We start from the raw sequence: 13233 nt of genomic DNA, 5'->3' as shown, positions 1-13233 counted from the left end.
GCGGTCTACGCCGCCGGCCGCGCCGCGGTCGCCGCCTGATCCGCCGCCCGCGGGTGCCGGGCGCCCGTGAGCGACGTACGCGCCCGGCCCGCGCGTCACAGCTACTCACGAAGCAAGCACCGCAGAGGGCGTAGGGGCCTTTGCTGACCATTCTCGCAACTCCGTTCCGCGTTCCCGGAGGCCCGCGCCGGTTCACGGGGATGACGTGAGTGCCCCGGTTCAGGCGGTGGACAGCCGGATCCGTGCGTCCGCTGGGAAGTGCAAATCCGGCGCTGAGGTACCGCTGGCAGGCGTACAAGTCTGCGCGGTCGTGTGGCCGGCCGGGGTCCGGGGCGAGGCCGGTCGGTCAGACCGGAACTGTCGGCCGAAAGGTTCAACGGGGCGCCGAGCACCCGTAATCGCCGACAGCGGTCCGGATGGTCAGGCCGGGAGCGCTGACATCGGCGCGGTGCGGCTGACCGTCGTCATGCAGGTCACCGGCCTAAGCTGATCACATTGCGTGGTCGCCGTCGCGCAACGCCTCCTTATGGGCTTTCGTTACATAACCGCTGGAGTACCGCAATACAGGACAGACAGCATTATGTTGACTTGGGCCGTATGTCCTGGGTGCTTCTCCTGTGTAGCGCGACCGTCCGCACCCTGATGGGAAATGATGTTGTTCTCTCTCCGCTATCCGCTTGCCACCGGGTCCGTTCGGGCGGTGCTGACAAGGCACGTGGCCGCAGCCACGGCAGCCGCGGTGGCCGCGCTGTTGCTGAGCGGGTGCGCGGGGACCGGGGAGCCCCGGTCCGCCGGACATACGGCGAATGTCTCACCCCCGGCGCATCTGTGGCCCGAGCGGCCGCCTGCGCCACGCCCCGCGCCTGAGAAGGGACTGGGCGCCATGACGGCCAGGCCGCTGAAGATGGTGCCCCGGGTGCCGTCCGGCGACATCCACAGGCTGTCGCCGCTCGACGTCGTCAAGGCTCAGATCGCCGAGGACGGTAGCGACGACGGTGGCGTGCTCTTCCGTGACATCGGCAGGAAGATCAATCACTGTGCCGGCGATGAGATCGGCCGGGACACAAACCGGTGTCCGCTACGAAGGCCGCTGTACCGGGAGCTGAACGGTGACGGGAAGGACGAGCTGATCGTCGGCATCGAGGACTCGCACTACTTGATCTTGTGGGCTTTCACGATCAAGGACGAGGTAGTGACCCAGATCATGGGCGCCATCGTGCAGCCGTTGTCGGTGGAGCTGACGGGCCGGGATGTCATCGTGCGGGAGCCCACCACGACGGCCGGGTACGACCTGCGCACGGTCTACTCCTGGAACCGTCAGGGGCAGGCGATGGAGAGGCGGAGCATGGAGTTCGTTCCGCAAACCCCTGGCGCTTCTTCACCCGGTGGCGCCTCGCCCTCCGCCGCTCCGAGGAAAGGCAGGTCTGTGACGGAACGTTGAGAGGGTCCGTCAGTTCGCGCAGACCAGCCGTGCAAGGCTGGTGCTGTGTCATATCAGCCACGACCTGGCGATTGGCGGCCCGCACCGTGATCTTGCGCTCGCTCGCCTCGGTCCTGCCGATCTCCTGGGCGACCGCGGACAGCGCTTACGGGCAGGACTGGTCCTGTCGCCGGCTGCTGGAGGAGGCCGACGTCGGCTACGTCCTGGCGGTGCCGAAGTCCCAGCAGATCAAGTCGCTGGCCGGCACCTGGCGCATCGACCAAATCATCGCCGCCGCCCCCGACGACGCCTGGCAGCGGCTGTCCTGCGGCGACGGCGCCAAGGGGCCGCGCACCTACGGCTGGGCCGCCGCCCAACTGCTCGTCAACCTCGTCTTCGGTCCCGATCCGCCCACCCACCGCCGCTGGGTGCCGGCCCGCCGCAGTCACTCGCGCCCCGCTGAAATCGCCTACTACCTGGCCTATGCGCCCGGTGGCACCACCGTCGACCAACGGGCACGCGTCGCCGGTGCGCGGTGGGCGATCGAGGCGTGTTTCGAGGAACTGTCCGAACTCGCCCCTGCAACTGCCCGCCCGCTAGGCTCGACATGACGCTCTGATCAGCGGGGATGGTGAAGTCCCACTGGAGTACCAATGCCGACGCCCCGCGCGCCGTCCTTCGGCCGGGCGCGTGCATCCATACGGCAACCACGAACTGTGTCGGTCCGTCCCACGGGAGTCGACCCGGTCGCGGCGCCACCGGGCCATATCGACAGTGTCGAGGGCGGACTTGGCCCGCTTTCACTGCTGAGGCCGGGTACGGCCACGAGCGGCAGACACCCCCCTGCTGCACCCAAGCCCTATCCGTCGTATGCGGGGCCCTACAGAGTGGTGTCGGTGTCCTGTCGCGGAGTGTCGGTGTGGCTGTCCTCGGACGGGGGAGTTCGGTCCGGCGGCTGGCGCCAGCCGGTGGCGGGTGGGTGGATGGTGAGTTGGGCGACGGCGCCGCCGTCGGGGGCGTTGGAGAAGCGCAGGGTGGTGCCGAGGACGCGGGCTTGGCCTTCGGCGATGGTCAGGCCGAGGCCGTGGCCGCCGCGTCTTTTGCCGTTGCCCGGTCGGGTGCGGAAGCGTTGGGGGCCTTCGGCGAGGAGTTCGTCGGGGTAGCCGTCACCGTGGTCGCGTACGGTGACGACGGGGCCGTCGACGGTGAGCACCACCGGCGGGCGGCCGTGTTTGTGTGCGTTGGCGACAAGGTTGCCCAGTACGCGCTCCAGCCGCCGTTGGTCGGTCTCGACCTGGCAGTCGCGCACGACGCGGACTTCGGTCGCCAGTCCGGTGGTCCGTACGGCGCGCTCCGCCAGTGGCCCGAGCTGGTGCACGTCGAGGTCCGCGCGTTCCACCTCGGCGTCCAGTCGGGAGATCTCCAGCAGGTCCTCGGTCAGCCGGCGCATGGCCTGCACCCGCTCCTGGACCATTTCGGTCGGCCGCCCCGGGGGCAGCAGCTCGGCGGCGGCGTGCAGCCCGCTGAGTGGGGTGCGCAGCTCGTGAGCCACGTCGGCAGTGAAACGCTGCTCGCTGTGCAGCTTGCTCTGCAGGCTGGCGGCCATGGCATCGAGCGCGGCCGCCACGGCGGCCGTCTCGTCCCGTGCGTACCGGGGGCGCCGCGCGCGAGGGTCGTCCACCCGGGCGTCGAGATCGCCGGTGCTGATGCGGTGGGCCACTTGGGCGGTACGGTGCAGACGCCGGGTGACACCGTCGGTGACGAACAGGCCGACGAAGAGGGTCAGGGTGATCGCGAGGGCTGCGGACCGGATGATGGTCTGGTCCAGGCTGCTGATGACGTCTGCCCGTTCACGGTAGTCCTGGCCGACGGCCAGCGCCTTCCCGTCGGCCGGTGCGACCGCCCACATGGTCGGGTGACCGTCCCGCTGCCCGAGCTGGGTGCCGCGCTCGCCGCGCCGTGCCATGGCGCGCAGCGCCGGTGGCAGATCGGGTGGGTCGAGCCGCGCGTCGCGGCTGAGCGGTTCCCCGGCGACGTACGACTCGACCACCGAGTTCAGCCGGTCCAGCGCCGCGTCCCTGGCCTGGTCCTCGGTCTGCCGGCTGACCAGGGTGTGGACCAGGATGCCGAGCACCGTGGCCAGAAAGCAGCACATGACCATGATGAACAGGGCGGCCTTCCACTGCAGCGTCGCCGTCCACGACGGCAGCCGCAGCCGCCGCCCCTGTTCCCGGGCGGTGCGGGCGCTCACCGTGCGGCCTTCGGCGGCGCGGAGGGGGAGGGCGCTCCGGAAGCTGTGGGGCGCAGCCGGTCGTATTCCGTGCTCCGCATGCCCATGGTCTGCTCCCTTTCGTTCCAGGAATGGACCGTGCGCTGCTCGTAGCCGGCCGAGCCGCTGGGCTCGCGCAGGATCACGTTCCGGCCCGACACCTCGGCCGACAGCGGTCGGGCGAAGGTGTCCACGATCCGGACGACCCGTCCGCCGGTGCTTTTGAAGGCCCAGATGGTCACGTCGCGCGGTCCTCGGATGCCGACGATCAGCTCGCCCATGGCGGCCTGTGCCTCGACGATGTTGATCCATGAGGCGTGGCGCAGCTCGCCGGACGGCACCTGCGGCACGCCAGGCAGTGGGACGGGGTCGGATTCGGCGGTCTGCGGGCTGCACGAGGGGGCTGCGAAGGCTCCTGCCACAGCCGGGCCGGAGCCGAGGCGGCCGGTGTCCGTCCGGCGTTCTGGGGGTCCACGGGGTGCGTGCAATCGCTCGGCGACGCGGCCGCCGTCACCGCGGGGAGAGGCGCCAGCCAGGGCCGTACGCGGCCGGAGGGCGGCCGGGAGCAGGGGTAGGGCACATCATTTCCCGTCGGTGGATACGCAGGGGCGGGTCGGGGGACCCACATGGTCACGATGCTGGCTGCCCCCTGTTGCGGCAATCCGGCGGCTGTGTAACGGCCGCCCAATAGGGGGCCGAACGGTGCCGTGACCGTAGAGCGGCGGCGCACCCAGGGCGGGCCTTGCCCTTGCCACCCGCGCGAGCGAAACCGGCCCGCCGCAGCTTGCCCGGTCTGTTCTGATCGCCCCGGCTGGGCTTCGGCCGACGGCTCAAGGAGTCGGCCCAGCCGCGGTTGATCGGGGCTGGGCCCATGCGCTGCTCCCCCTTGAGGCCGCTGCACCTCTTTGTAGAGCCGTTGCCGCAACGCCTGACGCAACCGGGTGGCGCACCGGTGATTGCTCAGAACCAGCGCGGGGCAGGGCCGCGACACTCTGATGGTCGCGCCGGTCGCGACGCTCGTGACGCCAGACACCCGACGAGGAAAGCCTGGAAGAGGACGGACAGCGCCCAGGCAAGCCAGAAGTGCCAGCTCGCCCCCGCCTCCCAGCCGGACAAGAGCCCCTCGGCCATCAGGTAGACGTAGAGCGTCGGGAAGGCGGCGATGATCAGCCACAACCCGGAGAACGGGGTAAGGGCAATGGTGCCCAAAAGCTCGTTGATGATGGCTGCGGCGGTGACCAGCGCGAGATAGAGCTGCGAGGCACGGTTGCCCAGGGTCAGTCGTAGTAGTGAGCGCAGTCGTTGAGTGTTCATGGTCTTCCTTAACCAGAGGATCGGTGCTGTTCCGCCCCTTCTGGCACCGCGACAGGCGTTGCCGCGGCCAAGGCCGTGGAGCTGCTCACGCATCAGTGAGCCACCACTGTGTTACAGCCGTGCCGAGATCAGGCATCAGCCTCACCTCAATCCTTACTCATCGCCATTACGGAGGCACAGAACAGCCTCTGACCTGGTCATTTGCTGACGCGGACCGCGGAAGACCGTGGTCCGCGTCTCGTGGGGCGGGCAGGCAGAGCCCGTGGTCGCCCGCCCGGCACATGCCCGGCCGAAGGGTTGTGGTGGTGCCTGCGGCGTCGCGGGTGCGCCATCATCCGTGCCGGTGGCGCCAGGCGTCACGTCTAGGTACGGGTACTCATTGACCGCCGAGTCGGAGGATGGGCACGATGCCCGCATGCGGACGAACAACTTCCACTTCCATGTGGCAGCTTCCGCGGTCCTGGTCGCGGCTGTGCCGGTCGCCACATGGGGCCTGACAGGACGGCTGGACGAGTCAGGCCCGCGCTCCGAACTCCTCTACATCATCGAACCCCCGAGCATCGCGCAGGGCGTGGAGACCACACTCGGCGTCGTCTGTCTGGTACTGGCACTGGTCAGCGGGGCCCTCTTGATGCATGCCTCGCGCAGGGGCACCTTCGAGCGGCGCTGGTGGCCGGTCCTGCTGCCCCTGGTGGCGGCTGGACTGATCGCCGGGGCAGCGGGACGGGTGGCCACTGCCGGGACGCAAGTGGACAGCGGAGCCAACATCGGAGGCGGCATGGCGATGTTCACAGGCGTTCCCGCAGTCCTCCTCCTGCTGGTGGTGGCGCCGGCCGTTTGGCTCTCGCAACGCCGGGCTCGGCGCTGAACGCAACGGCCGCCCGCGGCCACACCGCGAGACCGGCGGGCGCCAGGCGATTCTCGTCGCCCGCTCGCACAGATGTAGGTTCCGCGTCACCCCAGATGCTTCCGCTGCTACGCCACTGCTTTGAGCTGGCGACTCCTGTCGGCAACACTCCCTGTCCGCCGCCGGGCACGGTGGCTGAACGGATCGCGACGCCGAACCGCAGGAGGTGGCGGCGTGACCTCGTTGTTCACGGAGGGTTCCTTCGGTGGAGAGGGACGGGATGGGGAAGTTGCCTGTTCACGGGGCCAGTTCGCGATCGACGAAGGTGAGCAGCGCGGCGTGCATGGCGTCGGGGCCGGTGCTGTCGGGCGCGGTGGCCAGCACCTGGGTGGCCAGGCCGTCGATGAGCGCCGTCAAGCGCAGCGTGGTGGACTCCACGTCCACGGCACGGAAGACGCCCTGCTCGACGCCCCGGCGCAGGACCTTGGCGACGGTGGTCCGCCACTGCCGGTAGTAGTGCTCGTGCAGCTGCCCGATGATGGTGGAGCGGGCGGCCTGCGCCCACAGGTCGAGCCAGACCAGCCACTGCCGCCGCTGCTGGGCGGTGCGCGGAGTCTGGAGCGCGATCAGGTGCAGCAGTTCGGCGCGGGCACCCGGCGCGTCGGCCAGGCCCGCCGCGCGCCGGGCGGTGTCCTCGTCCATGCACCAGCCCACGGCCGCTTCCAGCAGTTCGTCACGGCCCGGGAAGTGGTAGTGCACGGCGGCCGTGCTGGTGCCGCAGGCGGCGGCGATGTCGGCGACCCGGACACTGTGGAAGCCATGTTCGGCGATCAGCCGGACGGTCTCCCGGATGATCTGCAGCGGTCGGCCGCCCTCCGGTACGGCGACGGGCTCCCGGCCGCGGGCCGGCGCCGGGGCCCCGGCCCGGGAGCCGAGCAGCCACGCCACGTCCACGCCGCCGATGTCCGCGACGCGCACGATCTCGGCGAGGGTGAAGCGCCGGGTGCCGCCCAGCGACCTGGACAGTTTCGACGGGTCCATCACGATGCGCCGGGCGAGCGCACTGACTGACGAGAAAGTCAGTGGCGGCCGCACCGCCGGCCCGCGCCCCCCTGAACCACCCACGCCCCGGACAAATGTGGCAAAGTTGCGAACATGGCTGACCGGGGCGCGAAGCGGCCGACCGTGTCGGTGCCGGACGACTGGCCCGCCCATCCGGACCTGACGCTGGCCCTCAACGGCATGGGCGGCTTCGACTGGGACCTCGACAGCGGCCGTATGCACATGGACGGCTCCGCTCTGGAGGTCTTCGACCTGCTGCCGGAGGAGTATGACTCCGACCCGGCCTCGCTGGGCTGCCGTCTGCCGCCGGACGAGGCCACCCGCCTGGACAGCGTCGTCTCCCGGGCCCTCAAGGACGGCAGCGACTCGTACGGCGCCTACTTCCGCGTCCGGCTGCGGGACGGCACGGTGCGCTGGACCCACACCCAGGCCAGCATCCGCCGGGACGGGACCGGCAAGCCGCACCGCATCATCGGCGTCGTCCGGGACGCCAGCCAGGAGTACACCCAGGCGGCCGAACGGGCGCAGGCGCACGCGCGCAAGCTGCGCAACACCGGCCTCGTCGAGCGGACCACCGCGGCGCTGGCGCACGCCAGGACGGTCCGCGACGTCATCGGCGTGCTCGGCGACGACCAGGCCCTGACCCGGCTGGGCGCGCAGAACGTCATCGTCGGACTGGTCGAGGCGGGCCGCATCCGGGTCATCCACGAAGGGCTGAAGGGCAGCTTCGTACCGCAGCACGAGGTCCTGCGGGTCGAGGAGGAGTTCCCGATGAGCGAGGCGGTGCGCACCCTCCAGCCGTGCTTCATCCGCTCCCGCGCCGAGTTCGCCGAGCGCTACCCGGCGCTCTGGCCGCACCTCGAACGGATGGACTTCGGCTCCGCCGCGTACCTGCCGCTCATCGCCCAGGCCCGGCCGATCGGCGTGGTGGGACTGTTCTACCGCTCGGAGAACCCGTTCGGCGTACAGGAGCGCAACCTGCTGCTCGCCCTCGGCTCCAGCGTCGCCCAGAGCCTGGCCCGCGCCATGCTCTACGACCAGGAGCACGACCTCGCCGAGGGCCTCCAGCAGGCCATGCTGCCCCGCCGCATCCCCGGCATCCCCGGCGCCCAGATCGCCGTCCGCTACCGCGCCGCCCGGATCGGCCGGGACATCGGCGGTGACTGGTACGACGTGATCCCGCTGCCCGAAGGCCGGGTCGCCGCGGTCATCGGCGACGTCCAGGGGCACGACACCCACGCCGCCACCGTCATGGGCCAGCTGCGGATCGTACTGCGCGCCTACGCCGCCGAGGGGCACCCGCCCGCCACCGTCATGACCCGCGCCTCCGCCTTCCTGGGCGAACTGGACACCGACCGCTTCGCCACCTGCACGTACGCGGACGCCGACCTGGCCACCGGCACGGTGCGGCTGGTACGCGCCGGGCACGTGGACCCGCTGCTGCGGCACGCCGAGGGCCTGTGCCGCGTACTGGAGGTCTCCGGCGGCCTCCCGCTCGGCATAGCCACCGGATTCCGGGACCTGGACTATCCCGTCACCACCGTCCACCTGGGCGTCGGGGAGACCCTGGTGCTGTACACCGACGGGCTGGTGGAACAGCCGGGCATCGACATCGAGGACGGCGTACGGCACCTGGCCAGGGTGGTGCGCGACGGCCCGCAGGACGTCCAGCAACTGGCCGACCGGCTCTGCGAACTGGCGGCCGAACAGGCGGGCGACGACGACATGGCGATGCTGATCCTGCGGCGCGGCGGCGAGCCCGCCCCGCCCGCCGCCGGACGGCTCCAGCAGCACGTCGCGCCCGACGACGCCCAGGGCCTGTCCGCTGCCCGCCACATGATCCGCGCCGCGGTACGGGCCTGGGGCGCCCGGGAGCGCGCCGAGGAAATCGAACTGGCCGCCGACGAGCTGATCACCAACGCGCTGCTGCACACCGACGGCGCGGCGGTGGTGACGGTACGGATGCCGCACGGCACCGACCGGCGGCTGCGGCTGGAGGTGGCCGACCGCTCCAGCGCGCTGCCGCGGCGCCGCGAGGCCCACGAGTCCGCGCTGTCGGGCCGCGGACTGCTCCTGGTGGACCGGCTGTCGGATGTCTGGGGTGTGGAGCCGCGCGGCAACGGAAAGTGCGTATGGTGCGAGTTCGACTGTCCGTGACGGCCGGTCCGGCCCCAGGGGCGGGACGGCCGCGCCCGGCCACCCGGCGGGGCACACGGGGCAACCGCCCCTGAACGGGGGCGCCGTGGCAGCGGGCAGCGGGCAGGGGCACAGTTCGATCGGCCGCCGACCGGGCGGCCCGGCGGAATGGGGATACGCGCTATGGAACCGGGGCCTGCGCAGGAGTGGGGCGACGCCCGCCGGACGGCGGCACGGCTGGACGCCGAACATGTCCGGGCCATCGCCCTGACCTGGGTCGACAACGCGGGCATCGCCCGTACCAAAACCGTGCCCACGGCCCGGCTGGCGCCCGCCGTCCAGCGCGGGGTCGGCATGTCACCGGTCTTCGACGTCTTCACCTCCGACGACGCGATCACCGCGTCCGCCCACCTCGGCGGACCCGACGGCGACCTGCGGCTCTTCCCCGACCTGGAGCGGGTCACCGTGCTCGCCGCGCAGCCCGGCTGGGCCTGGGCACCGGCCGACCGCTACGACCAGCTCGGCACGCCGCACCCCGGCTGCCAGCGGCAGTTCGCCCGCCGTATGGCGCAGCGCGCCGCCGACGCGGGACTGGCCCTCCGGATGGGGTTCGAGACGGAGTGGGTGGTGACACGCGCGCAGCGGCCGGACGGCGGCGCGGCCCCCGAAGGCTCGGCGGGCGTCGGCGACTTCCTGGAATACCCCTGCGCGGGCCCCGCCTACGGCATGACCCGGGTCGTCGAACTCTCCGACTACCTCCGCGACGTTGCCGAGGCGCTGGCCCTCCAGGGGATCGACGTCCTCCAACTGCACCCCGAGTACGCGCCGGGCCAGTTCGAGGTGTCCACCGCCTCGGCCGACCCGCTGCGCGCCGCCGACGACCTGGTCCTCGTCCGCGAGACCGTACGGGCCGTCTCGCAACGGCACGGCCTGCGGGCCAGCTTCGCGCCCACGGTCGTGGCCGGCCAGGTCGGCAACGGCTGCCACCTCCACCTCAGCCTGCACCGCGACGAACGCAGCCTGCACCGGGCACCGGACGCCGAACACGGCCTGGACCCCGACGCCGTACGGTTCCTCGGCGGCGTCCTGGAGGCGATGCCCGCCCTGCTCGGCATCGGCTGCCCGTCGCCCGCGAGCTACCTGCGGCTGGGCCCCTCCGTGTGGGCCGGCGCCTACCAGTGCTGGGGCGTCGAGAACCGGGAGGCCGCGCTGCGCCTGGTCACCGGCGCCCCCGACGACCCGGACGGCGGCCATGCGGAGATCAAACCGTTCGACGCCGCCGCCAATCCGTACCTGGTGGTCGGCGCGGTACTCGCCGCCGGGCTGCACGGCCTCACGGCGGGCGCGGCACTGCCCCCGCCGGTCACCGGCGACCCGGGCGTCCTGGGCGTCCGCGAGCGCGCCCGGCGCGGCATCGTCCGGCTGCCCACCTCACTGACCGAGTCCACCGACCGGCTGGCGGAGTCGGCGGTGCTGCGGGAGGCGATGGGCGAGGTGCTGCACGGTGCCGTGATCGCCGTACGCCGCGCCGAGGCGGTGGCCCTGGCCGACAGCGAGCCGGACGAGATCGCCGCGGCGACCCGCTGGAGGTACTGATGGACAAGGCCGTACCGGACGGCGACCCGGCGCTGGTCCTGCCACCACTGATCGACCAGCACTGCCACGGCGTGCTGCGCGGCGACCTGTCGGCCGCCGAGTTCGAGTCCTACCTGACCGAGTCGGACCGGCCCGCCGCCGCGGGCACCACCTTTTTCGACACCCAGACGGGCTTCGCCGTCCGCCGCTGGTGCCCGCCGCTGCTCGGACTCGCGCCGCACTGCCCGCCCGGCGCATACCTCGCCCGGCGCCGCGAACTGGGCGCGGCCGAAACCCGGCGCCTGCTGCTGGGCGGCACCGGTATCGGCACGTACCTGGTCGACACCGGCCTGCCCGGCGACCTCACCGGGGCCCACGAGACGGCCGAGGCGGGCGGCGGCACCGGGCACGAGATCGTCCGGCTGGAGGCGCTGGCGGAACGGATCGCGGCAGGCGTACGGGCGGCGGGGGAGAGGAGCGTGGACGCGGCGGCCGAGGTGTTCGTGGCGCGGCTCGCCGACGCCGTACGGGACGCGGCCCGCACCGCCGTGGGCTTCAAATCCGTCGCCGCATACCGCCACGGACTGGCTCTCGCCCCTGCACCACCGCAGGAGGACGAGGTGATGACCGCCGCCCGCGCCTGGCTCACCACCGGCACCCACCGCCTCACCGACCCGGCCCTCCTGCGCCACCTCCTGTGGCTCGCCACCGCCACCGGCCGCCCCCTCCAACTGCACACCGGCTTCGGCGACCCCGACCTGCGCCTGCACCACGCCGACCCGGCCCTGCTCACCGACTTCATCCACGCCACCGCGGGCACCGGCACCGACCTGATCCTGCTCCACTGCTACCCGTACCACCGCCAGGCCGCCTACCTGGCCCACGCCTTCCCGCACGTCTACGCCGACGCCGGCCTGGCCCTCAGCCACACCGGACCACGCGCGGCAGCCGTGCTCGCCGGCTTCCTGGAACTGGCCCCCTTCGGCAAACTCCTCTTCTCCACCGACGCCTACGGCCTGCCGGAGCTGTACACCGTCGGCAGCGCGGCCTTCCGCACGGCACTGACCGAGGTACTGACGGGCTGGGTGCGCACCGGCGCGTGGTCGGCGGCGGACGCCGACCGGGTCGCGGGGCTGATCGCGGCCGGTAACGCGCGGCGGGTGTACGGGCTTTCGGGAGACCCACAGGCGCGCAGGGCAGTGTCATGATCAGGCCACCCAGGTAAGTGGCACCACCACCCATCGTGCTTTACTGCCCCGTGCCTCCTGCCATATCCACCCCCAAGCCCCGCCCCCCCGCTGCGCACCCGCCTCTTCGCCGACATCACCCCGCTGCGCACCTCGGCGGACTACCGGCGCCTGTGGTGCGGCAACACCGTGTCCTGGGTCGGTCAGCAGATGACCGCCCTCGCGGTCTCCCTGCAGGTGTACGCCCTCACCGGCTCCACCTTCGCCGTCGGTGTGGTCGGTCTGTGCTCGCTGGTGCCGCTGGTCGTCTTCGGGCTGTACGGCGGGGCCATCGCCGACACCGTCGACCGCCGCAAACTGGGTATGTACAGCGCGGTGGGCGCCACCGTCCTCTCCGTCGCCCTGGCCGCCGCCGCGCTCGCGGACGTGCGGCAGGTCTGGGTGCTCTACACGGTCGTCGCGCTTCAGGCCGTCTGCTTCGCCATGAACTCGCCCGCCCGTTCGTCGATGATCCCGCGTCTGCTGCCGCCCGAGCAGCTGCCCGCCGCCAACGCTCTCAGTTCGCTCACCAGCAATCTGGGAATGATGGGCGGGCCGATGCTCGGTGGTGTCTTCGTCGGTCTGTGGGGTTATCAGGCCGCCTATCTGATCGACGTGGGCTGCTTCACGGCCGCGCTGTACGCCATGTGGCGGCTGCCCGCCATGCGCCCCGAGCGTGGCGATGACGGTGCGGCGCCGCGTCGGCCTTCCGTTCTGGAAGGGCTGCGTTTTCTGGCCACCCGGCCCAATCTGCGGATGACCTTCTTCGCCGACCTGGCGGCCATGGTGCTGGCGCAGCCCCGCGCGCTGTTCCCCGCCGTCGCCGTGCTCTGGTTCGGGGGCGACGCCAAGACGGTGGGGCTGCTCGTCGCGGCGCCCGCGGTCGGTGCGGTGCTGGGCGCGCTGTTCTCCGGGTGGCTCGGCGCCGTCCGCCGGCACGGTCTGGCGATCCTCGTCTCGGTCGCCGCCTGGGGAGCGGCCGTCGCCTGCTTCGGCCTGACCCGGCACCTGTGGCTCGGCCTGTTCTTCCTCGCCGTCGCCGGCTGCGCCGACACCGTCTCCATGGTGTTCCGCGGCACCATGCTGCAGGCCGCCGCGCCGGACCGGATGCGCGGCCGTCTCCAAGGCGTGTTCATCGTGGTGGTCGCGGGCGGCCCCCGGCTCGGCGACTTCCTGGCCGGGTCGGCGGCCGACCTCGCCTCACCGGCCGTCGCGGTCGTCGGCGGGGGAGTCGCCTGTGTCGTGACGGTGCTGCTCCTGGCCCTGTGGCGGCGGGATTTCGCCCGTTACGACGCCCGCGACCCGCGGCCCTGAGGGCCGGTACGCGGCGCTGCGGGTCAGGCCCGTGGCGCCGCCGGCCGCCAGCCGGTGAGGAGGGTGTCCA

Annotated in this window: 10 protein-coding genes and 1 pseudogene; 7 read left to right on the top strand and 4 right to left on the bottom strand. The window is 72.0% G+C overall.

What is annotated here, in order from left to right; all coding sequences use genetic code 11:
* The first annotated feature begins 883 nt into the window (after positions 1–883).
* The gene (locus ACZ53K_RS19780; protein ID WP_468837998.1) at positions 884–1441 is read left to right on the top strand and encodes a hypothetical protein; all 558 of its coding nucleotides are present in this window, start codon (positions 884–886) and stop codon (positions 1439–1441) included.
* Between the two features lie 77 nt (positions 1442–1518).
* Positions 1519–1980 (top strand): annotated as a pseudogene (locus ACZ53K_RS19775) (IS701 family transposase); the annotation flags it as partial.
* A 320-nt stretch (positions 1981–2300) separates the two neighbouring features.
* On the opposite strand, the gene ACZ53K_RS19770 reads toward ACZ53K_RS19775, so the two are convergent.
* From ACZ53K_RS19770 to ACZ53K_RS19760, 3 genes are all read right to left on the bottom strand, one after another.
* A complete protein-coding gene (locus ACZ53K_RS19770) occupies positions 2301–3581 on the bottom strand; it encodes an ATP-binding protein (RefSeq protein ID WP_468838017.1) in 1281 nt (426 codons plus the stop codon).
* Positions 3582–3667: 86 nt separating this feature from the next.
* A complete protein-coding gene (locus ACZ53K_RS19765; RefSeq protein ID WP_468837997.1) occupies positions 3668–4039 on the bottom strand; it encodes a hypothetical protein in 372 nt (123 codons plus the stop codon).
* A 610-nt stretch (positions 4040–4649) separates the two neighbouring features.
* The gene (locus ACZ53K_RS19760; RefSeq protein WP_468837996.1) at positions 4650–5003 is read right to left on the bottom strand and encodes an SCO4225 family membrane protein; all 354 of its coding nucleotides are present in this window, start codon (positions 5001–5003) and stop codon (positions 4650–4652) included.
* A 415-nt stretch (positions 5004–5418) separates the two neighbouring features.
* On the opposite strand from ACZ53K_RS19760, the gene ACZ53K_RS19755 reads away from it, so the two are divergent.
* Positions 5419–5871 (top strand): hypothetical protein, encoded by a 453-nt coding sequence (locus ACZ53K_RS19755; protein ID WP_468837995.1) that lies wholly within the window; start codon positions 5419–5421, stop codon positions 5869–5871.
* Positions 5872–6147: 276 nt separating this feature from the next.
* On the opposite strand, the gene ACZ53K_RS19750 is transcribed toward ACZ53K_RS19755, so the two are convergent.
* Entirely contained in the window at positions 6148–6945 is a 798-nt protein-coding gene (locus ACZ53K_RS19750) for a TetR/AcrR family transcriptional regulator (RefSeq protein WP_468837994.1), read from the bottom strand.
* Between the two features lie 60 nt (positions 6946–7005).
* On the opposite strand from ACZ53K_RS19750, the gene ACZ53K_RS19745 reads away from it, so the two are divergent.
* The 4 genes from ACZ53K_RS19745 (at position 7006) to ACZ53K_RS19730 (ending at position 13163) form a co-directional block, all read left to right on the top strand.
* Positions 7006–9069 carry a SpoIIE family protein phosphatase gene (locus ACZ53K_RS19745; RefSeq protein ID WP_468837993.1) on the top strand — a complete coding sequence of 688 codons (2064 nt, stop codon included), beginning with the start codon at positions 7006–7008 and terminating at the stop codon, positions 9067–9069.
* A 162-nt stretch (positions 9070–9231) separates the two neighbouring features.
* Positions 9232–10644: a glutamine synthetase family protein gene (locus ACZ53K_RS19740; RefSeq protein ID WP_468837991.1), complete on the top strand. Its 1413-nt coding sequence runs from the start codon at positions 9232–9234 to the stop codon at positions 10642–10644.
* Positions 10644–11831: an amidohydrolase family protein gene (locus ACZ53K_RS19735; RefSeq protein ID WP_468837989.1), complete on the top strand. Its 1188-nt coding sequence runs from the start codon at positions 10644–10646 to the stop codon at positions 11829–11831. The genes ACZ53K_RS19740 and ACZ53K_RS19735 overlap by 1 nt, the downstream gene beginning before the upstream one ends.
* Before the next feature lie 57 nt (positions 11832–11888).
* On the top strand, positions 11889–13163 hold the full coding sequence (locus tag ACZ53K_RS19730) for an MFS transporter (protein ID WP_468838015.1): 1275 nt from the start codon (positions 11889–11891) through the stop codon (positions 13161–13163).
* The last annotated feature ends 70 nt before the right edge of the window (positions 13164–13233 follow it).

It is taken from the genome of Streptomyces sp. NPDC033221 (genome assembly GCF_055577005.1).
Note: the sequence above shows the minus strand (reverse complement) of the source record. Positions and strands in the feature narration are given on the sequence as shown.